Origin of the sequence: Devosia sp. 67-54, assembly GCF_001899075.1 — a bacterium.
In the GTDB taxonomy this organism is placed as follows: Bacteria; Pseudomonadota; Alphaproteobacteria; order Rhizobiales; family Devosiaceae; genus Devosia_A.
This window is the reverse complement of sequence record NZ_MKVA01000008.1, coordinates 118,247-139,509: the sequence shown is the minus strand read 5'-3', so window position 1 is coordinate 139,509 and position 21,263 is coordinate 118,247. Positions and strand designations below refer to the sequence as shown.

General features: G+C 67.6%; 16 protein-coding genes. 13 read left to right on the top strand and 3 right to left on the bottom strand.

Annotated features, from left to right (window positions below; all coding sequences use genetic code 11):
- Positions 1 to 160: 160 nt before the first annotated feature.
- Positions 161 to 385, bottom strand: a complete 225-nt coding sequence (locus BGO82_RS13875) for a hypothetical protein (RefSeq protein WP_291306199.1) — start codon at positions 383 to 385, stop codon at positions 161 to 163.
- Positions 386 to 631: 246 nt separating this feature from the next.
- On the opposite strand from BGO82_RS13875, the gene BGO82_RS13870 reads away from it, so the two are divergent.
- The 11 genes from BGO82_RS13870 to BGO82_RS13820 all read left to right on the top strand — a co-directional run bounded on the left by BGO82_RS13870 (position 632) and on the right by BGO82_RS13820 (position 14,468).
- Positions 632 to 1,012 (top strand): response regulator, encoded by a 381-nt coding sequence (locus BGO82_RS13870; RefSeq protein ID WP_291306198.1) that lies wholly within the window; start codon positions 632 to 634, stop codon positions 1,010 to 1,012.
- Between the two features lie 400 nt (positions 1,013 to 1,412).
- Positions 1,413 to 1,802, top strand: coding sequence for a hypothetical protein (locus BGO82_RS13865; RefSeq protein ID WP_291306197.1), 390 nt, complete (start codon positions 1,413 to 1,415; stop codon positions 1,800 to 1,802).
- 101 nt (positions 1,803 to 1,903) lie between these two features.
- Positions 1,904 to 3,499, top strand: coding sequence for a peptide chain release factor 3 (locus BGO82_RS13860; protein WP_291306196.1), 1,596 nt, complete (start codon positions 1,904 to 1,906; stop codon positions 3,497 to 3,499).
- Between the two features lie 17 nt (positions 3,500 to 3,516).
- A complete protein-coding gene (locus tag BGO82_RS13855) occupies positions 3,517 to 3,867 on the top strand; it encodes a RidA family protein (protein ID WP_291306195.1) in 351 nt (116 codons plus the stop codon).
- Between the two features lie 24 nt (positions 3,868 to 3,891).
- Positions 3,892 to 4,812 (top strand): NAD(P)-dependent oxidoreductase, encoded by a 921-nt coding sequence (locus BGO82_RS13850; protein ID WP_291306194.1) that lies wholly within the window; start codon positions 3,892 to 3,894, stop codon positions 4,810 to 4,812.
- The gene (locus BGO82_RS13845; protein ID WP_291306193.1) at positions 4,809 to 5,792 is read left to right on the top strand and encodes an aldo/keto reductase; all 984 of its coding nucleotides are present in this window, start codon (positions 4,809 to 4,811) and stop codon (positions 5,790 to 5,792) included. Before BGO82_RS13850 ends, BGO82_RS13845 begins: the two co-directional genes overlap by 4 nt.
- An 83-nt stretch (positions 5,793 to 5,875) precedes the next feature.
- Positions 5,876 to 8,788: an insulinase family protein gene (locus BGO82_RS13840; protein WP_291306192.1), complete on the top strand. Its 2,913-nt coding sequence runs from the start codon at positions 5,876 to 5,878 to the stop codon at positions 8,786 to 8,788.
- A gap of 491 nt (positions 8,789 to 9,279) precedes the next feature.
- Positions 9,280 to 10,278: a ligase-associated DNA damage response exonuclease gene (locus BGO82_RS13835; protein ID WP_291306191.1), complete on the top strand. Its 999-nt coding sequence runs from the start codon at positions 9,280 to 9,282 to the stop codon at positions 10,276 to 10,278.
- Positions 10,275 to 11,852, top strand: a complete 1,578-nt coding sequence (locus BGO82_RS13830) for a cisplatin damage response ATP-dependent DNA ligase (RefSeq protein WP_291306190.1) — start codon at positions 10,275 to 10,277, stop codon at positions 11,850 to 11,852. Before BGO82_RS13835 ends, BGO82_RS13830 begins: the two co-directional genes overlap by 4 nt.
- Positions 11,852 to 12,115, top strand: a complete 264-nt coding sequence (locus BGO82_RS13825; protein WP_291306189.1) for a UvrB/UvrC motif-containing protein — start codon at positions 11,852 to 11,854, stop codon at positions 12,113 to 12,115. Before BGO82_RS13830 ends, BGO82_RS13825 begins: the two co-directional genes overlap by 1 nt.
- Before the next feature lie 145 nt (positions 12,116 to 12,260).
- Positions 12,261 to 14,468, top strand: coding sequence for an EAL domain-containing protein (locus tag BGO82_RS13820; protein ID WP_291306188.1), 2,208 nt, complete (start codon positions 12,261 to 12,263; stop codon positions 14,466 to 14,468).
- Here the strand turns inward: BGO82_RS13820 and BGO82_RS13815 are convergent.
- Both BGO82_RS13815 and BGO82_RS13810 read right to left on the bottom strand, forming a co-directional pair.
- Positions 14,465 to 14,863 carry a MerR family transcriptional regulator gene (locus tag BGO82_RS13815; protein ID WP_291306187.1) on the bottom strand — a complete coding sequence of 133 codons (399 nt, stop codon included), beginning with the start codon at positions 14,861 to 14,863 and terminating at the stop codon, positions 14,465 to 14,467. The genes BGO82_RS13820 and BGO82_RS13815 overlap by 4 nt on opposite strands.
- Positions 14,850 to 16,562, bottom strand: a complete 1,713-nt coding sequence (locus tag BGO82_RS13810) for a long-chain fatty acid--CoA ligase (RefSeq protein ID WP_291306186.1) — start codon at positions 16,560 to 16,562, stop codon at positions 14,850 to 14,852. Before BGO82_RS13810 ends, BGO82_RS13815 begins: the two co-directional genes overlap by 14 nt.
- A 221-nt stretch (positions 16,563 to 16,783) precedes the next feature.
- On the opposite strand from BGO82_RS13810, the gene BGO82_RS13805 reads away from it, so the two are divergent.
- Both BGO82_RS13805 and BGO82_RS13800 read left to right on the top strand, forming a co-directional pair.
- Positions 16,784 to 19,279, top strand: a complete 2,496-nt coding sequence (locus BGO82_RS13805; RefSeq protein ID WP_291306185.1) for an acyl-CoA dehydrogenase — start codon at positions 16,784 to 16,786, stop codon at positions 19,277 to 19,279.
- 12 nt (positions 19,280 to 19,291) lie between these two features.
- Positions 19,292 to 21,262, top strand: a complete 1,971-nt coding sequence (locus BGO82_RS13800; RefSeq protein ID WP_291306184.1) for a 3-hydroxyacyl-CoA dehydrogenase NAD-binding domain-containing protein — start codon at positions 19,292 to 19,294, stop codon at positions 21,260 to 21,262.
- The last annotated feature ends 1 nt before the right edge of the window (position 21,263 follow it).

Here is a 21,263-nt window from a genome sequence, read left to right as displayed (position 1 = left end):
TAGAGCTTGCCGAGCAGCATCAGCACCGGCGTCAGCGCCAAGGTGCCGACGAGAATATAGAGCCAGAGCGTCTGGGCGACCTGGGGCATACACCTATCCCTTTGTGATATCTGGCGATTGTGCCGGGACAGGGTGAACGGAAGGTTAATTTCGGGCGCCGCTAGTGCAGCCGGTCGCCCGGTTCGAGCCGCTCGAGCAGATGCGGCCGGCCGCCGCGCCAGACGACGATATCGACCACGTCGCCGCTGCGGGTGAGCACCGACGCCACCTGCTCGGCGTCGCGCACCGCTTCGTCGAGCTGCGGATAGAGCGGGCCGACGGCGCCACCCATGGCGATGCTCCAGCCGCCGCTTTGCGGGATGATGTCGTAGCGGATGCGCGTCATGGCCGGTCCCGTGTGCTCCGATCGCGACGCTTTGCCGAGCTAATGCATTGATCGGGCGGCCGGTTTCACCCACGCGTCACAAAATTTTGCGACATGTCTTTTCTTAGTGACAGCTCGTCGGCGCCGGTGCGAGAGTCCTGCCATCAAGACCGGCTTGAGCCGCTGTCCGGCGGGCAGCACCCCGAAGGGCTGTGACCGGGCGCCACCAATCGCAATTCCAAATGCCGTCAAAGGAGATTGCGCGACATGGCAATTCTTTCTCCTCTGCGTCAGATGCTCGTCGTCGAAGACGAAGCGCTGATCCTGCTCGACATCGAGCAGACGCTGGTCGAGGCCGGCGTCGGCCGGGTGCTCACCGCCACCACCAGCGCGGAGGCGCTGGCCATCATCGAAACGACGCCGCTCGATGCGGCGGTGCTCGACCTGCGCCTCGGGCGGGCGGAGACCAGCGAGGAGCCGGCGCGCCGGCTGCAGCAGAAGGGCGTTCCATTCGTCTTCCTGTCGGGCAGCACCGCGATCGTCGAGAGCTTCGCCGACGTGCCGCTGGTCAACAAGCCGTTCTCGACGGACGAGCTCGTCGCGGTGCTGCAATCGCTGCTGCCCGAGAACGACGTCGCCGCCGCCTGAAGCGGCCGATCGCGGGCCGGCGAAAATTGGGCTTGCCAAGTCCGCCATTTGCCGGCACCCTCACGGTGAGTTCAACAGCGAGAGGAGGTGATCCAGTGCATCAGAAATCGAAGGTTTCCGTTGGTCTTGGGTCGTTGCGCTTTCATATGGAGCAGCCTCTGTAGTCGTCGCAGCGGTCCGGCAGTTCGATCTGCAAAAGACCGCGGAAGACCATGCGAGATCGGGAAGGGCCGTCGTGAGACGGCCCTTTTCTTTTGCCGCCGGCAAATGCGGCGAGTCCGTGGCGCCAGGGTGAAGCGGGCATGAATGGACCGGTCCGGGGCAGTTCAGGCTTGGCAGGGCACAGTGCCAGGCTCACAGCGTCAATATCCACGCTAAGAAGACTGAAGGAGACACCCCCATGTCACGCTTCCCCAAGCTCTCCACTTTCGCCAAATCCGCTGCGGTCGCGCTGGTCCTCGGCGGCGCCACGCTCGGCGCCGCGATGCCGGCGCAGGCGGCCCCGCCGCAGATCGATTTCCACTTCGGCTTCGGCGGGGGCGGCGTGTCGATCGGCGGCGGCCAGTACTGCCTCAGCGACCGGCAGGTCCGCCGCCTCCTGCAATGGCAGGGCTACGAGAACATCCGCTTCACCGACCGCCGCGGCCGCATCGTGTCGGCGCGGGCCGAGAAGTATCACCGCGCTTACATCGTCAGCGTCGATAGCTGCCGCGCCCGCATCGTCTACGTGCAGCGCCTGCATCCGCGTCCCTGGGATCCGCGTCCGTGGGACCATCGCGGCCGCTGGTAGGCCCGAGACTGCCGCAATCGCCGGAAGGGCCGCCCGCGTGGCGGCCCTTTCGTCTGCCGGCGCTTGCCTTTCCCCCGTCCGGGGCGATAGACCGCAGCGCCATGAACGCCCTGACGCAAACCGCCGCCGCCACGCGGCTCATGCCCTACCAGTCGCGCCGGACCTTTGCGATCATCTCGCACCCGGACGCCGGCAAGACCACGCTCACCGAAAAGCTGCTGGCCGCGTCGGGCGCCATCAACCAGGCCGGCGCCGTGCGCGGCCGCGCCAACCAGCGCTCCACCCGCTCGGACTGGATGGAGATCGAGCAGCAGCGCGGCATCTCGATCACCTCGTCGGTGATGACCTTCGAGCATGACGGGCTGACCTTCAACCTGCTCGACACCCCCGGCCACTCCGACTTTTCGGAAGACACCTATCGCACCCTGACGGCGGTCGACGCCGCGGTGATGGTGATCGACGTCGCCAAGGGCATCGAGGCGCAGACGCTGAAGCTGTTCGAGGTGTGCCGGCTGCGCGACATCCCCATCATCACCTTCGCCAACAAGGTCGACCGCGAGGGCAAGGACCCCATCGCCATCCTCGACGAGATCGCCGACACGCTGGCGCTCGACGTGACGCCGGTGGTGTGGCCGCTGGGGCAGGGCGTCGACTTCAAGGGCACGGTCGATCTCGTCGGCAGGCGCATCCTTGCGCCGTCGGGGGCGGTGCTGCGGCAGTTCGACGATCCCGACACGCTGCTCAACGACGCGGCGCTCACCGCCGATCCGGTGGTCGAGGCGTCGCTCGAAGCGCTGGAGCTGGCGCGCATCGGCTACCCCGAATTCGACCTCGAGACCTACCGCGCCGGTCACCTGACGCCGGTGGTCTTCGGTTCTGCCCTCAAGACCGTGTCGGTGGCGGAACTGCTGCGCGCGCTCGGCACCTGGGCGCCCGAACCGAGGCCGCAGCCGGCCGAGCCGGCGCCGATCGATCCCGGCGAGCCCAGGGTCACCGGCTTCGTGTTCAAGGTGCAGGCCAACATGGACGCGCACCATCGCGACCGCGTCGCCTTCGTGCGGCTGAGCTCGGGCACCTTCCAGCGCGGCATGAAGCTTCGCAACGTCCGCACCGGCAAGGATCTCGCCGTCGCCAACCCGATGTTCTTTCTCGGCCACGACCGCGAGCTGGCGGAAGAGGCGGTGGCCGGCGACATCGTCGGCATCCCCAATCACGGCACGCTCAGCGTCGGCGACACGCTGACCGAGGGCGCGCAGATCAAGGTCACCGGCATCCCCAATTTCGCGCCGGAAATCATCCGCCGCGTGCGCCTCACCGATCCGATCAAGGCCAAGCAGCTCGGCAAGGCGCTCAGCGATCTCGCCGAAGAGGGCGTGGCGCAGGTGTTCCGCCGCATGATCGGCGGCGACTACGTGGTGGGCGTCGTCGGACAGCTGCAGCTCGAGGTGCTGCAGGCGCGCATCCTCAAGGAATACAACGTGCCGATCTCGTTCGAGAGCATCAATTTCGAGATGGCGCGCTGGGTGCGCTCCGACGACAAGGCGGCGCTCGACAAATTCATCAGCGCGCAGAAGCTCGAATTCGCCGAGGACAAGGACGGCGATCCGGTCTATCTGGCGCAGTCGGCCTGGTGGCTCGGCCGCGCCCAGCGCGACAACCCCGGGATCGAGTTCCTGGCGACCAAAGAGCGCCACTAACCCCAACGGAGCGTTACATGACCATCACCCGCCTGCACCCCGGCAAGCGCCTGAGCGAGGCCGTCAAGCACGGCAACACCCTGTATCTCGCCGGCCAGGTGGCCGACAATCCGAACGGCACCATCGAGGAGCAGACCAAGGAGGTGCTGGCGGCCATCGACAAGGTGCTGGCCGAGGCCGGCACCAGCAAGAGCAAGCTGCTGAGCTGCCAGGTGGTGCTCAACAACATCGCCGATTTCGCCGCGATGAACAGCATCTACGATGCCTGGATCGACCCGGCCAACCCGCCCGCCCGCGCCTGCATCGAAGCCCGCCTCGCCTCGCCGGCGCTCAAGATCGAAATCATCGCCATCGCGGCGCTGGATTAGCCACGGATCGAGCGGGAGGGGAGCATGAGCAGCGAGACGATCGGCTTCCTGGGCCTGGGGCTCATGGGCCACGGCATGGCCAGGAACATCGTCGAGAAGGGCTTCCCGCTCGTCGTCGCGGCGCACCGCAACCGGGCGCCCGTCGACGATCTCGTCAAGCGCGGCGCGGCCGAAGCGGCGTCGCCGCGCGAGCTGGCGGAGCGGAGCAGCATCGTGCTGCTGTGCGTCACCGGCTCGCGCGAGGTCGAAGCGCTGGTGCGCGGCAAGGACGGGCTCAAGGCCGGCCTCAAGCCGGGCTCGATCGTCGTCGACTGCTCGACCGCCGATCCCAATTCCACGGTGGCGCTGGCCGACGAGCTCGCCGCGGCCGGCATCGGCTATGCCGATGCGCCGCTCGGCGGCACGCCGGTGCAGGCGGCCGAAGGCAAGCTCAGCGCCATGGTCGGGGCGAGCGACGAGGTGTTCGGGCGCATCGAGCCGGTGCTCGCGACCTGGGCCGGCAAGATCGTCCATATCGGCGGCGTCGGCGACGGGCACCGCATGAAGCTGCTCAACAACTTCCTGTCGCTGGGCTACGCCGCCATCTACGCCGAGGCGCTGGCGCTGTCGGTCAAGGTCGGCATCTCGCCGGAACGCTTCGACAGCGTCATCCGCGGCGGCCGCATGGACAACGGCTTCTACCAGACCTTCATGGGCTACACGATCGAGGGCAACCGCGAGGCGCACAAATTCACCATCGCCAATGCCCTCAAGGACCTGACCTATCTCGAATCGATGGCCGACGCCGCAAAGCTGTCCAACCCGGTGGGCAATGCGATCAAGAACTCTTTCGCGCTGGCCTTCAACACCGGCGGTGACGGCGCGGAGAACTACGTGCCGCATCTGCCCGAATATGTCGGCCGCGCCAGCGGGGTCGACCTCACGCCAAAGAGGCTCAAGCCATGACCATGCCCACCCGCACCCTCGGCAAGACCGGCTACGGCGTCAGCGCGATCGGGCTCGGCTGCTGGCAGCTGGGGGGTGATTTCGGGCCGGTGGGGGACGAGACGGCGCGCGATATCCTGAGGACCGCCCGCTCGCTCGACGTCAATTTCTGGGATACCGCCGACGTCTATGGCGGCGGCCAGTCGGAGAGCCGCATCGGCGCCTTCACGGACAAGAAGGGCGTTCTCGTCGCCACCAAGCTCGGGCGCGGGCCGGAGTTCGAGGGGATGACGCGCTACACGCGCGAGCGGGTCAAGCAGAGCCTCGCCGGCTCGATCGGGCGGCTCGGAGTCGAGACGCTCGACCTGGCGCAGCTCCACTGCATCCCCATCGAGGTGCTGCGCGACGGCGAGATCTTCACCTGGCTCGACGACATGCGCGCGGCCGGCATGATCCGCCATTGGGGCGCCAGCGTGCAGACGGTGGAGGAGGGCATGCTCGCGCTGCGCGCCGACACCTGCACGGCGCTGCAGACCATCTTCAACCTGTTCCGGCAGGACGCCATCGACAGCCTGTTCCCGGCCGCGCAAAAGGCCAACGCCGGCATCATCGTGCGCCTGCCACTCGCCTCCGGCCTGCTGTCGGGCAGGATGAGCGCAAGCACCACCTTCACCGCGCAGGATCATCGCAGCTACAACCGCGACGGCCAGGCCTTCTATGTCGGCGAAACCTTCTCGGGCCTGCCGTTCGAGCGCGGCGTCGCCTTCGCCGACGAGATCAAGCACTGGCTGCCCGCCGGCATGAGCCTCGCGCATCTGGCGCTGCGCTTCATCCTCGACCAGCCGGCCGTCTCCACCGTCATCGCCGGCGTCACGCGGCCGGCGCAGCTCGAGGACAACGTGGCCGCCGCGGCCATGGAGCCGCTGGAGGCGCCGCTGGTCGCCAGGCTGCGCGATTTCTACCTCGAGAAGGTGCGGCCGGAAGTGCGCGGCGGCATCTAGGCCCTCTCACAGCCTCTCGACCGCCCTTCCAATGCCCGGCCGCAGCACCTAGATTGGATGCACCCTCCTCCCGAGTGCTCCACATGTCCGTGCATGCCGCCTTCGACCTCGTCCGCGACGAGACGATCCCCGAAATCGCTTCCGAAGTCCGCCTCTACCGCCACAAGAAGACCGGCGCCGAGGTGCTGAGCTTCGTCAACGACGACGAGAACAAGGTGTTCGGCATCACCTTCAAGACGCCACCCGAGGATTCGACCGGCGTCGCGCACATCCTCGAACATTCGGTGCTGTGCGGCAGCCGCAAATATCCGGTGAAGAAGCCGTTCGTCGAGCTGCTCAAGAGCTCGATGCAGACCTTCCTCAACGCCATGACCTTTCCCGACAAGACCGCCTATCCGGTGGCGTCGCAGAATTTGCAGGACTTCTACAACCTCGTCGACGTCTATCTCGACGCGGTGTTCTTCCCGCTGATCTCGGAGGACACGTTCCGGCAGGAGGGCTGGCACTACGAGGCCGACGGCACGCAGATGCCGCTGGCGTTCAAGGGCGTGGTGTTCAACGAGATGAAGGGCGCCTATTCGTCGCCCGCCGCCGTGCTGGGCAAGCTCAGCCAGCAGGCGCTGTTCCCCGACAACGCCTATGGCGTCAATTCGGGCGGCGACCCCAAGGCCATCCCCGACCTCACCTACAGCTATTTCAAGAATTTCCACCGCCGCTTCTACCATCCGTCGAACAGCAAAATCATGTTCTATGGCGACGATCCGGCCGACCGCCGGCTGGAGCTGCTCGACGCCTATCTCAGCCAGTTCGAGGCGGCGCCGATCGATGCCGAGGTGCGGCTGCAACCGCGCTGGAGCGCGCCGCGCCACATCGAATCGCGCTACGCGGCGAGCGATGCCGAACCCGGCAAGAAGACCGGCATGGTGCAGGTCAACTGGATGCTCGACGAGCTCGAGAGCCCCGAAACCGTCATCGCGCTCAGCGTGCTCGAGCACATCCTGCTCGGCACGCCGGCCTCGCCGCTGCGCAAGGCGCTGACCGAATCCGGACTGGGCGAGGGGCTGACCGGCTCCGGCCTCGCCGACGATCTGCGGCAGCCCTATTTCACCGTCGGCATGAAGGGCATCGACGAGGCCGATGGCGGCAAGGTCGAGGCGCTGGTGCTCGATACGCTCGCGGCGCTCGCCCGCGACGGGCTCGATCCGCTCACCGTCGAAGCCTCGATGAACTCGTTCGAGTTCGCGCTGCGCGAGAACAACACCGGCTCCTTCCCGCGCGGCATGGCGCTGATGTTCCGCACCATGCGCAACTGGCTGCATGGCGGCGATCCGTTTGAGGCGCTGCATTACGAAACGCCGCTCGCGGCGGTGAAGGGCAAGGTGGCGGCCGGCGAGCGGTTGTTCGAAACGCTGATCCAGACGCTCTTGGTCGACAACCGGCATCGCGTCACCGTGCTGCTCAAGGCCGATCCCGACCTCGCCGCCGAGGACGTGGCCGAGGAGCGGGCCCGGCTCGACGCGGCGGCCGCCGACATGGACGAGGACGAGCGCGAGGATGTGGTCGAAATGACCGCCCGGCTCAAGGCGCTGCAGGAAGAGCCCGATCCGCCGGCGGCGCTGGCCAGGATTCCCTCGCTCGGCCTTGCCGATCTCGACCGCTCCAACAAGCCGATCCCGATCGAGCGCGGCAGCCTGGCCGGGGCGCGGCTCTACACGCATCTGCTGCCCACCAATGGCGTGATCTATCTCGATCTCGGCTTCGACCTCCGCCGCATCCCGGCCGAGCTCGTGCCGTATCTGTCGATCTTTTCGCGCGCGCTGTTCCAGACGGGCACGGCGAAGGAAGATTTCGTGTCGCTGATGCAGCGCATCGGCCGCTCCACCGGCGGCGTCGGCGCCAGCCGCTCGATCGGCACCATGCGCGACACCAGGACCACCGCGGCGTGGTTCTTCGTCCGCGGCAAGGCGGTGCCCGACAAGGCGGCGGAGCTGCTCAGCATCATCACCGACGTGCTCACCGGCGCGCGGCTCGACAACCGCGAGCGCATCAAGCAGATGCTGCTCGAGGAAAAGGCCGGGTTCGAATCCTCGCTCGCCGGGCGCGGCAACGGCCTCGCGGCGTCGCGGCTGGGGGCGGCGATGAATCCGGCGGCGTGGGCCAACGAGGCCTCGAGCGGCATCACCTATCTGTTCTTCCTGCGCGAGCTGATCCAGCGCGTCGACAGCGACTGGGCGTCGGTTGAAGCGGCGCTCTACCGGCTGCGCGACCTGCTGATCGACCGCAAATCGATGGTGGTCAACGTCACCACCGATGCCGGCATCTGGGCCGGGCTCGAGCCGCAGCTCGCCGCCTTCGTTGCCAGCCTTCCCGCCGCCGCCGGCGCGGTGCAGGACTGGCCGGTGGCGACGCCGAAATCGGAGGGGCTCACCTTTCCCGGCCAGGTCAATTTCGTCGCCAAGGGCGCCAATCTCTACGATCTGGGCTATGTGCACAGCGGCGCCACGGCGGTGGCGCTGCGCCACCTCAACACCACCTATCTGTGGGACAAGGTGCGCGTACAGGGCGGCGCCTATGGCGGCAGCTCGAGCTTCGATCCGTTCTCGGGCGGCTTCGCCTTCACCTCCTACCGCGACCCCAATCTGCTGGCGACGCTCGATGCCTACGACCAGGCGGCGGCCTTCCTCGCGGCCGGCGTCGGCGAGCAGGACCTGGTGCGCTCGATCATCGGCGCCATCGGCGCCATCGACACCTACCGGCTGCCCGACGCCAAGGGCTACATCTCGCTGATGTGGGAGCTCACCGGCAACACCGACGCCAACCGCCAGCAGCGCCGCGACGAAATCCTCGGCGCTACTGCCGCCGATTTCAGGCGCTTCGGCGACGTGCTGGCGCAGGTGGCGCGCACCGGTCAGGTCGCCGTCCTCGGCTCCGCCGCCGCCATCAAAGCCGCCAACGACGACCGCGGCGGCTTCCTGGCGGTGACGCGGGTGCTGTAAGGCGGCGTGGCCGGCAGTCCTGTCCCCGCGCCTCTCGCAGTCGCATCAATGGCTTGCGCCCCGTTTCGTGTTTCCGCGTCCACCCCCTTCGCGGCGGGGCGTATATTGCGGCTACCGTCCACCGCATGACCGCGGGGCTCTGACGAGGGGCCGGGTGGACGGGGCGGGTGGAGTGGCGGTCGCGCTGCTCCGGGTCCAGCCTTCGGGTCGCGGGGTGGGTCGGCACCGGCCGGCGAGGGCATCTGATGCCCCTGTCGCGCAACCGGCAAGCCGGCCGCCCTCCCGCCCGACTGTTCCCAAAATCCCGCCGCGGAGTGTGCGCTGGGTGCCTCGCACTCAGTTTCATATCCGGAGGCGCCCGGCGCCCTCCGTCCGCGGCCCCGCTTGCGCCGCGGCAGGGTAACACCCGAGGCCCGAGGGTCGTCGGACGTCTCGCGCTGCCCGCAAGAAAGGTGAACCGCCCTCCGCTCCCTCGCGTTATGATCGGCACCATGGAGCCCTTCCTCACCCGCGATCTGCGCATCGCGCCCAACGGCCTCTATATCGATCCGCCGCAGCCGCAGGCGCGGGCCATCATCACGCACGGCCATGCCGACCATGCGCGCTCGGGCCATGGCGCGGTGCTGGCGACGCCCGACACCATCGCCATCATGCAGACGCGCTACGGCGCCGACGCCGCCGGGCGCTGGGAGCCGCTGCCCTATGGCGAACGGCGCGACGTCGACGGCGTCACGATCAGCCTGCATCCGGCCGGCCACATCCTCGGCTCGGCGCAGGTGCTGCTCGAGCATCGCGGCCAGCGCATCGTCGTCACCGGCGACTACAAGCGGCTCGAGGATCGTACGGCGCAGCCCTTCGAGCTCGTCCGCTGCGACCTGCTGGTCACCGAGGCGACGTTCGGGCTGCCGGTGTTCCAGCATCCAAGGCCCGCCGACGAGATCGCCCGCCTGCTGCGCTCCATCGCGGCCTTCCCCGAGCGCGCCCACGTCATCGGCTGCTACGCGCTAGGCAAGGCGCAGCGCGTCATCTCGCTGCTCAGGCAATCCGGCTACGACGCGCCGATCTACCTGCACGGCGCCATGATCCGGCTGTGCCAGCTCTATGCCGAACGCGGCATCGCGCTGGGCGAGCTCAGGCCGTCGCTGGACGTGCCCAAGGCCGAGCTCGCGGGGCAGGTGGTCATCGCCCCGCCCTCGGCGATCAAGGACCGCTGGTCGCGGCGGCTGCCCGATCCGGTGCTGGCCGTCGCCTCGGGCTGGATGAGCGTCAAGCAGCGCGCCCGGCAGTCCGGCGTCGAGCTGCCGCTGGTGATCTCCGACCATGCCGACTGGAACGAGCTGCGCGACACCATCACCGGGACCGGCGCCGCGACCGTCTGGGTCACGCATGGACGCGAGGACGCGCTGGTCTATTGGAGCCAGCAGCAGGGGCTGGCCGCCGAGCCGCTGCGCATCGAGGCGTACGAAGACAGCGAGCTCGAGGGCGAATGAAGAAATTCGCGCAATTGCTCGAGCTCCTGGCGCTCACCCCGTCGCGCAACCGCAAGCTCGAGGCGATGATGCAGTATTTCGCCTCGACCCCGGACCCCGACCGCGGCTACGCGCTCGCCATCCTCACCGGGGCGCTGACCTTCAAGAACGTCAAGCCGGCGGTGCTGCGCGAGGTGGTCACCGCCGAGGTCGACCCGCACCTGTTCGCGCTCAGCTACGACTATGTCGGCGACCTGGGCGAGACCATCGCGCTGATCTGGCCGCACCATGGCGCGCAGCAGGACCTGCCGTCGCTCACCGAGCTGATCGAGCTGTTCAACACCACCTCGAAATCCGAGCTGTCGAAGCTGATCGCCTCGCTGCTCACCCGCGCCGCGATCAACGAGCGCTGGGCGCTGGTGAAGCTCGCGACCGGCGCCCTGCGCATCGGCGTCAATGCTCGCCTCGCCAAGACGGCGCTGGCGGAGATGAGCGGCAAGGAATTGCAGCAGCTCGAGGAGATCTGGCACGGGCTCGACATGCCCTATGCCGAGCTCTTCGCCTGGCTCGACGGCACCGCTCCGCGGCCCGATGTCGACCACGCCTCGCGCTTTCATCCGCTGATGCTCTCCAATCCCATCGACGAGGCGAAGGATCTGGCGGTGCTCGATCCGGCCGAGTTCTCGGCCGAGTGGAAATGGGACGGCATCCGCGTGCAGCTCATCCTCGGGCGGGGCCGGGCGTCGCTGTTCTCGCGCACCGGCGACGACATCGCCACGGCATTCCCCGACCTCGTCGACAACGTCTTCGGCGAAGGCGTGCTCGACGGCGAGCTGCTGGTGGGGCGCGCGTTCGAGGCGGCGCCGTTCAACGATCTGCAGCAGCGGCTCAACCGCAAGGTGGCGACGCCAAGGCTGCTGGACGAGTTTCCCGCCTTCGTGCGCGTCTACGACATGCTGTTCGACGGCAGCGACGACATCCGCACGCTGCCCTGGAGCGAGCGCCGCCGCCGTCTCGAAGCCTGGTTCGCGCGGCATCCGCAGACGCGCATGGACGTGTCCGAAATCCTGCCGTTCGCCGATTGGGAGCAGCTGGCCGAGCTGCGCCGGCGCGGCGCCGCCGAGCACGGACACGAAGGCGTCATGCTCAAGCTCAGGAGCTCGCCCTACGTGCCGGGCCGGCCCAAGGGGCTGTGGTTCAAATGGAAGCGCGACCCCAACGTGGTCGACGCCATCCTGATGTATGCGCAGCGCGGGCACGGCAAGCGAAGCTCGTTCTATTCCGACTACACGTTCGGCGTCTGGGCCGGCAACGAGATCGTGCCCATCGGCAAGGCGTATTTCGGCTTCACCGACGAGGAACTGAAGCACCTCGACAGATGGGTGCGCAACAACACGGTGCAGGCCTTCGGCCCGGTGCGCGAGGTGAAGAAGGAGCTGGTGTTCGAGGTGGCATTCGACAGCGCGCAGCGCTCGAGCCGGCACAAATCCGGGGTGGCGCTGCGCTTTCCGCGCATCAGCCGCATCCGCTGGGACAAGCCGGCGGCGGAGGCGGCGACGCTCGCCGACATGCAGATTTTCGTGGAGGCCACCTGATGTCGTCGCAATCCATCCAGAAGAAGATCGACGAGCTGACCCGGCAGATGGCCGAGGCGGCGGCCGCCGAGGATTTCGAGCGGGCGGCGGCGCTGCGCAACGACATCGAGCAGCTCAAGGGGCCGGCGGTTCGCAAGCCGCCGCCGGGGCAGATGGGCCTCGGCACCAACATTCCGGTCGCTGCGCCGCCCAGGGGGTGGGTGCGGCCGAAGAAGCCGAGCCCGATGACAACGAATGTCAGGTCGCGCGGCAAGCCGAAATAAAGCGGGGCTGCAAGGTTTCTGCAACCATCCTGTGGTTTTGCGGCAGTTTGAACCCCATTGGGCTGCCCCGGTAATGCAATTGTTTACCCTCCCCGTCGCCTACTCGGCCGCACTTGGAAGGCGCGCTTCGGCGCGTCGGGGCCGCATGGATGTGAACCGGGCGATCGACGGGAACGAGGCACGCCGGCTCGAGGCGATCGAGCTGGCGGTGAACGAGTCGAATTCGGCCATCTACGTCACTGACGATGCGGCCAGGATCATCTTCGTCAACCGCACCTTCACCGACATCCTCGGCTGGGAGCCGCACGAGGTCTATGGCCGGCGCGCCCGCGACGTCCTGGGCAGCGCCCGCTACGGCAATGTCGACTACGAGCGGCTGTGGGCCGATCTCTCCCGCGGCCGCACCGTGCGCGAGGAGGTGCGCACCTACGATCGTTTCGGCCAGGAGCTGTGGCTGACCATGGTCCTGCGCCCGATCATGGGCGATGACGGGCAGTGCGATCACCTCATCGGCTTTCTCGAGAACACCACCGAGCTGCGTCACATCCAGAGCCTGCAGCGCGACGTGCTGGAAGCGGTGGCGCAGGAGATGCCGCTCGAAGGGGTGATGACGCTGATCTGCGAGCGCGTCGAGACCATGTTCCCCGAGATCGTCTGCACCGTGCTGGCGGTCGACCAGGACCAGCGCCTGCGTCCGCTGGCGGCGCCGTCGCTGCCCGACTATTACGCGCAGGCGGTCGACGGCCTGGCGGTCGGACCGTCCACCGGCTCGTGCGGCACCTGTGCGTGGCGCGGCGAAGCGGTGACGGTGGTCGACATCGCGACCGATCCGCTCTGGGCCGAGTACAAGCAAATGCCGCTGCCGCTCGGGCTCGTCGCCTGCTGGTCGAGCCCGATTAAGCTCAAGACCGGTCGGGTGGCCGGCACCTTCGCCTTCTACTTCCGCGACAAGCGCGGCCCCGATGCCTGGCATCAGCAGGTGGTCGACGCCTGCGTGCAGCTTTGCATCCTCGCGCTCGAGCGCCACGCGAGCAAGGAGAGCATTGCGCGCCTTGCCTATTACGACGGGCTGACGGGCCTGCCCAACCGCGCCAAGCTGCGCGAGGAGATGGAGCGCCGCTTCGACCAGGCGGCCGACCCGCAGGCGGCGCTGGTGTTCATCGACATCGACCACTTCAAGGACGTCAACGACACGCTCGGCCACGCCATTGGCGATTCCTTCCTCAATGAGATCGCCGAGCGGCTCGAGGCGGTGGTGTGGCCCGAGGACATCGTGGCGCGGCATGGCGGCGACGAGTTCGTCATCGTGCTGGCGGGTGCCGATGCGCCCCGGGCGCGTGCGGTGGCCGAAGTGCTGCTCGAAAAGCTGAGCGAGCCGGTGATCGTCGACGGCGTGTCGCTGCCGGCCTCGGCCAGCATCGGCATCACGCTCTGCCCCGAAGACGGGCGCGACGCGGCGACGCTGCTGCGCAACGCCGACACGGCGATGTACGTCGCCAAGGCCGAAGGGCGCGGCACCTACCGCTTCTTCGATGCCGAGATGAACCGCAAGGCGCAGGACCGGTTGCTGCTCGGAGCCCTGCTGCGCGACGCCGTGGCGACGCGCCAGCTGCGGCTCGCCTACCAGCCGCAGATCGATGCGCGCAGCGGCGCCGTCGCCGGCGTCGAGGCGCTGGCGCGCTGGCAGCATCCGGCGCTGGGCATCATTCCGCCGACCCGCTTCATTCCGCTGGCCGAAGATTGCGGGCTGATCGAAGCGATCGGCGAATTCTGCCTGTTCGAGGCCCTGAGCCAGCTTCGCCGCTGGGACGATGACGGCCACGACGTGCCGCAGCTCGCGGTCAACATCTCGGCCATCCAGTTCGGCAACCCGGCGTTCCCCGATCTGGTCAGCCGGGCGCTGGCGGCGAGCCGCATCGCGCCGCAGCGGCTGACCATCGAAATCACCGAGAGCGTGATGATGGGGTCGTCGCCCGCCGCCGCCGCCAACGCCACCATGCTGCGCGACATGGGCGTGGTGCTGTCGATGGACGATTTCGGCACCGGCTATTCGAGCCTCAGCCATCTGGCGCGGCTGCCGGTCAAGGAGCTGAAGATCGACCGCAGCTTCATGGCCAATATCGAGGACAGCGAGGCGGCGCGCACGCTGGTCACCGCCGTGATCCGCATCGGCGAAAGCCTCAAGCTCAGGGTCGTCGCCGAGGGCGTCGAGACGCTGGCGCAGCGGCGGTTCCTCGAAGCGCTGGGCTGCGACGTGCTGCAGGGCTATCTGTTCGGCGAGGCCATGCCGCCCGCCGGCTTCGCCGACTGGCTGGAGCTGCACCAGGGCCAGCCGATGCGGGGCGTCGCTTAGCCGGCCTGCGCCAGGCGCTCGGTCGCGAGCTTCTTGATCTCGCGCAATTCGCCGAGCGTGGTCTGCAGATCGCTGAGCTGCTGCTCGAGCATCCGGGTGCGCTGGTCGACCATGTCGAGCAGCAGGCTCACCTGCGCGCGCTGCGTGCGGTCGGCCTCGTACAGGCTCAGATAGTCGGAGATGTCGCGCAGCGAAAAGCCCAGCCGTTTGCCGCGCAGGATCAGGATCAGCCGGGCGCGGTCGCGGCGGCGGAAGACGCGGGTCGAGCCGACGCGTTCGGGGGTGAGTAGGCCCTTGCTCTCGTAAAAGCGGATGGCCCGGGTGGAGATGCCGAACTCGCGGGCGAGGTCGGCTATCGCAAACAGGTCGCGGGTCTCGCTCTCACGCCGGTTCACTCTTTTTCCCCTTCATCGCCTGGTACTCCTCGCGCAGCTCCTTCTTGCTGAGCTTGCCGATGAGCGTTTTCGGGAGCTGGTCCTTGAAGATGATCTCGCGCGGCATTTCAAGTTTGTTGAGCCGTTCGCCGATGAATTTCTTGAGCTCGGCCTCGCCGATCGTCTGGCCTGCCTTGAGCTTGACGAAGGCCACCGCGGCCTCGCCGCGATAGTCGTCGTGCACGCCGATGACGTTGGCCTCGTCCACCGCCGGATGAGCGATCAGCGCCTCCTCGATGGTGCGCGGATAGACGTTGAAGCCGGACGAGATGATGAGGTCCTTGATGCGGTCGACCAGGAACACATATCCCTCGTCGTCGATGTAGCCGACGTCGCCGGTGCGCAGCCAGCCGTCCATGAAGGCGTCCCGGGTCGCCTCCGGGTTCTCGTAATAGCCGAGCATGACCTGCGGCCCCTTGACCTGCAGCTCGCCGCGCTCGCCGAGCTTGGCCGGCTGCATGGTCTCGATGTCGACGAAGCGGATGTCGGTCGCCGGCACCGGCAGGCCGATCGACATCGGCTTGCTGGGCGCGCGCAATGCGGCGCAGCAGACCACCGGCGAGGCCTCGGTCAGGCCGTAGCCTTCGGCAAGGATGGCCTTGCTGATCTTGGCGAACTGGCTGCGTGCCTCGTTCGGCAGCGCGGCGCCGCCGGAGATCACCACGTCGAGGCAGTCGAGCAGCTTTGCCTGCTCCGGTCCGAGCTTGCTCATCGCCTGGATCAGCGTCGGCACCGCCGGCAGCACATTGGGGCGCTCGGTCCGCAGCATGGCGAGGAAGCCCTTCATTTCGAAGCGTGGCATCATCACGACCAGCGTGCCGTTGCAGAGCGGCACGTTCATGCACACGGTCATGGCGAAGATGTGGAAGAAGGGCAGGATGGCGACGACCTTGCTGGGCGGGTAGAACAGGCCGCAGCCCCAGGCATCGATCTGGCTCATGTTCGCCGCGATGTTGGCGTGGCTCAGCATGGCGCCCTTGGGCAGGCCGGTGGTGCCGCCGGTATATTGCTGCACCGCCACGTCCTTTTCCGCATTGATCGACACCGCGGTCGGCGTCCGGCCGGCGGCGACGAGGTCGTGGAACCAGGCGACGGTGGCCGACGGGGTGACGCTCGCGAGGTCGCCGCGCTTGGCGATGGAATAGAGGATGCGCTTGACCAGCGGCAGCGCCTGCGGGAAGCGGCAGGCGATGATCTTCTTGACGTGGCCCGCGGCCACCAGCGCCTCGGCCTTCTCGTAAATCTGCTTGAGGTCGAGCGTCACCACCACGTCGGCGCCGGCGTTGGAGGTGATGTGCGAAAGCTCGTGCACGGTGTAGAGCGGATTGCAGTTGACCACGGTGCCGCCGGCCAGCAGCACGCCGTAATAGGCGGCGACGTAGAACGGCGTATTGGGCAGCAGCAGCGCCACGCGCTTGCCCTTGCCGACGCCGTAGTCCGTCTGCAACGCGCCGGCGAAGGCGCGGATCATGCGGGCCAGTTCGCCGAAAGTCGTCTTGCCGCCGAGAAAATCGAGGGCGACCTTGTCCGGCGTCCTGGCGCAGGCGGCGAGCACCTGCTCGTGCACCGGGGTGAGGTTCAGCGTCACGTCCCAGGTGATGCCCTCGGGATAGTGGTCCACCCATGGACGCGGATGGTCGGCGGCGCCTGCAGAAGCCATTGATCCTCCTCCTCGGGTCTGTGCCCGTCCCGTGGGAACTAGAGCATGGGTTGACCTATGCGTCAAAGGCTGGACGTAACGGCAATGCCTGGAGTGTCGTTAACGGCTGTTGGTTGACGTATACGTCAATCCAACGTTATGCTGTTTGAACACATGGGATCGCAGGGTTAAGAGCAGACACGCGAATCCAATCGTGCGGCGGTTCGAGCGGAGGACGGGACATGCTGGCGCTTGTCGTCATCGTCATCGCAATCGTGGCAGCCCTGGCGCTGGCCATGCGGCGGGCGAAACTCTGGCACTGGGCGCTCGCCGCCCTGGTCGTCGGCGTGCTCACCCGCTTCGGCTGGAGCCCCGACGGGGCAACCTTCGGCATCTACACCGACCTCGCCGGCTGGATCCTGGCGCTGCTGCCGGCCGTGCTGCTCGGCCTGCTGTCGATCGGCGCCATCCGGCGCGCCGTGGTCATCGGTCCGGCCTACACCCTGGTCAAGTCGATCCTGCCGCGCGTGTCGCGCACCGAGCAGGAAGCGCTCGATGCCGGTACCGTCGGCTGGGACGCCGAGCTGTTCTCGGGCCGCCCGCGCTGGGACAGGCTGCTCAACATCAAGAAGGCGACCCTGACGCCCGAGGAACAGGCGTTCATGGACGGGCCGGTCAATACCGTCTGCGCCATGATCGACGATTGGGACGTGCGCCACAACCGCGCCGACCTGCCACCGGAGGTGTGGGCCTACCTCAAGGAGCAGGGCTTCCTCGGCATGCTCATCGGCAAGGAATGGGGCGGGCTCGGCTTTTCGGCACAGGCGCAGAGCCAGGTGGTGAGCAAGGTGGCGAGCCGCTCGGTCGCCGCCGGCATCACCGTGATGGTGCCCAATTCGCTCGGACCGGGCGAGCTGCTCGAAAAATACGGCACGCCCGAGCAGAAGGAAAAATATCTCCGCCGCCTCGCCAAAGGGCAGGAGGTGCCGTGCTTCGCCCTCACCGGGCCGTATGCCGGCTCGGATGCGGCGAGCATGCGCGACGTCGGCGTCGTCACCTACGACATGTACCAGGGCAAGAAGACGCTCGGCGTCAAGGTGAGCTGGGACAAGCGCTACATCACGCTGGCGCCGGTGGCGACGCTGATCGGCCTCGCCTTCCACCTGCACGACCCCGACCATCTGATCGGCGACACGGACAATCGCGGCATCACCCTGGCGCTGATCCCGGCCGATTTCCCCGGCGTCGAGATCGGCCGGCGGCACTATCCGGCGCGCGCGGCGTTCATGAACGGCCCGATCAAGGGCCGCAATGTCTTCATCCCGATGGAGTTCCTGATCGGCGGGCTCGACTATGTCGGGCAGGGCTGGCGCATGCTGATGGAATGCCTCTCCACCGGACGCGCCATCTCGCTGCCGGCCATCGGCACGGTATCGATCAAGCATGCGCTGCGTGTCACCTCGGCCTATGCCCGCATCCGCCGGCAGTTCGGCATCCCGGTCGGGATCATGGAAGGCGTCGCCGAGCCGCTGAGCCGGCTGGTGCGCTCGGCCTACACCTTCGAGGCGGCGCGCGGCCTCACCGCGGCGATGGTCGATGAAGGGCAGAAGCCGGCGGTGGTTTCGGCGCTGCTCAAATACCGCACTACCGATGCCATGCGCGACCGGGTGAACGACGCGCTCGATATTCATGGCGGCCGGGCGGTGCAGGACGGGCCGTCGAACTATCTGTTCGCCGGCTACATGACGACGCCGGTGGCGATCACCGTGGAAGGCGCCAACATCCTCACCCGCACGCTGATCACCTTCGCGCAGGGTGCGCTCCGGGCGCATCCCTATCTCTATGCCGAAATCGCCGCGGCGCAGGATACCGACCGCCGCCGGGGTGCCGCTGCGTTCGACACGGCGTTCTGCGGCCATGTCAGCTTCATGCTGCGCAACATGGCGGGCTCTTTCCTGCACGCGCTGAGCGGCGGGCGCTTCGCGTCGACGCCGGTGCAGCACGAAATGGCGCGCTGGTACCGGGCGCTCGCCCGCTATTCGCAGTCGTTCGCGCTGGTCGGCGACTGGACGGTGGCGTTCCTCGGCGGCGACCTCAAGCGCAAGCAGCGCATTTCGGGGCGCATGGCCGACATCCTGTCCGACCTGTACCTGATCTCGGCGGTGCTCAAGCGCTACGAGGACGAGGGGCGCATCCGCGACGACGCACCGCTGGTCGATGCCATCGTCAAGGATCATCTGTTCGCCGTGGAGCAGGGCTTTGCGGCGGTATTCGCCAATTTCCCCAACCGCTTCCTGGGCTGGCTGATGAGCGTCTTGGTGTTCCCGCTCGGGCGGCACCAGCGGCCGGCGTCGGACCGCGAGACCTACCGCTTCGCCCGCGCCGTGATGCGGCCGGGGACGTTCCGCGACCGGCTGACCATGGGCACCTATGTGTCGATGGATCCCAAGGACGTGACGGGGGTGCTCGAGGATGCGCTGGTCAAGGTGACGCGCGCCGAGGAGATCGAGGCAAAGTTCGTCAAGGCGGTGAAGAAGGGCGTGGTCGAGCGCCGGCTGGACCGCGACGCGATCACCGACGCCGTCGATGCCAAGGTGCTGACCGAATCGGAGGCGGCGGTGCTGCGCCTTGCCGACCAGGCGACCGACCGCGTCGTCCGGGTTGACGATTTCGAGTTCGACGAACTGGCTGCAAAGCAACTGACGCGCCGGGCCGAGACCGGCCGCGCGGCGGAATAAGAGGATCGCACCGTGCCGCAACCGCAAATGCCCGCCATGACCAATTGGCGCTTCGAGGTCGATTTCGAGAACATCGGCTGGCTGACCATCGACACGCCGAAATCGCCGGTGAACACGCTGAGCCGGCTGTCGATCAGCGAGCTCGAAACGGCGCTGCTGCGGATCGAAGATCTGATCGCCAGCGGCGAGGTGGTGGGGCTGGTCATCCAGTCGGGCAAGGACAGCGGCTTCATCGCCGGCGCCGACGTCAGCGAATTCGACCAGATGTCCGATCCGGCGGTCCTGCCCGAGGCGCTGAAGCGCGCGCATGCGGTGATGGACCGGATCGAGAAAATGAAGGCGCCGGTGATCGCGGCGATCCACGGCTTCTGCCTCGGCGGCGGACTGGAGCTGGCGCTTGCCTGCCACTACCGGATCGCGGTCAATGACGACAAGACGCGCGTCGGTTTCCCCGAGGTCAATCTCGGCATCTTCCCGGGCTTCGGTGGTACCGGCCGGTCGATCCGGCAGGCCGGGCCGGTCGCGGCCATGCAGGCCATGCTCACCGGCCGCATGATCAAGGCGAGCGCAGCCCGACGCATGGGTCTCGTCGACAAGCTGGTGCGGCAGCGCGACATGCTGCATTGGGAAGCGCGCAAGGCGGTGCAGCAGAAGCGCCGGTCGGGACCGGCGCCGTTCATCGACCGCGTCATGGCGTGGGGTCCCATCCGCAGCCGGATCGTCGCCAGGATGCGGGCCGAGACGGGCAAGAAGGTGCGCAAGGAGCACTATCCTGCGCCGTTCGCGCTCATCGATCTGTTCGAGCGGCATGGCGACAATTGGCGCACCATGGTCGATGCCGAGGCGGGCAGCTTCGTGCCGCTGATGGCGACCGACACGGCGCGCAATTTGCGGCGCGTGTTCTTCCTCAGCGAGAGCCTCAAGAAGCAGGGGCTGCGCGGCAAGGAGAAGCCGAGCTTCGCCCGCGTGCATGTGATCGGCGCCGGCGTCATGGGGGGCGACATCGCCGCTTGGTGTGCGCTGCGCGGCCTGGGCGTGACGCTGCAGGATCTCGACATGGAACGGATTGCGCCGGCGCTGGCGCGCGCCAAGTCGCTGTTCCGCAAGCGGCTCAAGGACCGCACGGCGGTCAATTCGGCGGTGGCGCGGCTCGAGGCCGACCCGACCGGCAAGGGGATCGCGCGGGCCGATGTGATCATCGAGGCGGTGGTCGAGAACCTCGAGATCAAGCGAAAGATCTTCGCCGACGTCGAAGCCAGGGCGCGGGCCGACGCCATCCTCGCCACCAACACCTCCTCGATCGAGCTCGAGCGCATCGCCGAAGGCCTGCACGATCCGTCGCGGCTGATCGGACTGCACTTCTTCAATCCGGTGGCGCAATTGCCGCTGGTCGAGGTGATCCGCTCCGGCTTCAATGTCGACACCGATGTGGCGCGGGGCGCCAGCTTCGCGCTGGCGATCGGCAAGAGTCCCGTTCCGGTCAAGTCGGCGCCGGGCTTTCTCGTCAACCGCGTGCTGATGCCCTACATGATGGGGGCGGTGCAGCGCGTCGAGAACGGCGAGAGCAAGGAACTGCTCGATGCGGCGGCGGTCGCCTTCGGCATGCCGATGGGGCCGATCGAGCTGATGGATACCGTCGGGCTCGATGTCGGCGCCAGCGTCGCGCACGAGCTCGGCCAGTCGCTGCCCGACAATTCGCGCTTTGCCGCGCTGGTGGCGCAGAAGAAGCTCGGCCGCAAGACCGGCGAGGGCTTCTACAAATGGGTCGACGGCAAGGCGCAGAAGGGGCCGGTGCCGGCGCACAGCGATCTCGCCGGGCTCGGCCGCGAGCTGGTGAAGCCGCTGGTCGACACCACCGAAGTGGTGGTCGGCGAGGGCGTGGTCGCCAATGCCGATCTCGCCGATATCGGCGTCATTCTCGGCACCGGGTTCGCGCCGTTCCTGGGTGGGCCGATGCAAGCGCGCAAGGAAGGGAAAGCCTGAA

Coding starts and splice junctions, on each gene's coding strand:
- BGO82_RS13875 (WP_291306199.1), bottom strand. CDS start 385: ATGACGCGCATCCGCTACGACATCATCCCGCAAAGCGGCGGCTGGAGC.
- BGO82_RS13870 (WP_291306198.1), top strand. CDS start 632: ATGGCAATTCTTTCTCCTCTGCGTCAGATGCTCGTCGTCGAAGACGAA.
- BGO82_RS13865 (WP_291306197.1), top strand. CDS start 1,413: ATGTCACGCTTCCCCAAGCTCTCCACTTTCGCCAAATCCGCTGCGGTC.
- BGO82_RS13860 (WP_291306196.1), top strand. CDS start 1,904: ATGAACGCCCTGACGCAAACCGCCGCCGCCACGCGGCTCATGCCCTAC.
- BGO82_RS13855 (WP_291306195.1), top strand. CDS start 3,517: ATGACCATCACCCGCCTGCACCCCGGCAAGCGCCTGAGCGAGGCCGTC.
- BGO82_RS13850 (WP_291306194.1), top strand. CDS start 3,892: ATGAGCAGCGAGACGATCGGCTTCCTGGGCCTGGGGCTCATGGGCCAC.
- BGO82_RS13845 (WP_291306193.1), top strand. CDS start 4,809: ATGACCATGCCCACCCGCACCCTCGGCAAGACCGGCTACGGCGTCAGC.
- BGO82_RS13840 (WP_291306192.1), top strand. CDS start 5,876: ATGTCCGTGCATGCCGCCTTCGACCTCGTCCGCGACGAGACGATCCCC.
- BGO82_RS13835 (WP_291306191.1), top strand. CDS start 9,280: ATGGAGCCCTTCCTCACCCGCGATCTGCGCATCGCGCCCAACGGCCTC.
- BGO82_RS13830 (WP_291306190.1), top strand. CDS start 10,275: ATGAAGAAATTCGCGCAATTGCTCGAGCTCCTGGCGCTCACCCCGTCG.
- BGO82_RS13825 (WP_291306189.1), top strand. CDS start 11,852: ATGTCGTCGCAATCCATCCAGAAGAAGATCGACGAGCTGACCCGGCAG.
- BGO82_RS13820 (WP_291306188.1), top strand. CDS start 12,261: ATGGATGTGAACCGGGCGATCGACGGGAACGAGGCACGCCGGCTCGAG.
- BGO82_RS13810 (WP_291306186.1), bottom strand. CDS start 16,562: ATGGCTTCTGCAGGCGCCGCCGACCATCCGCGTCCATGGGTGGACCAC.
- BGO82_RS13805 (WP_291306185.1), top strand. CDS start 16,784: ATGCTGGCGCTTGTCGTCATCGTCATCGCAATCGTGGCAGCCCTGGCG.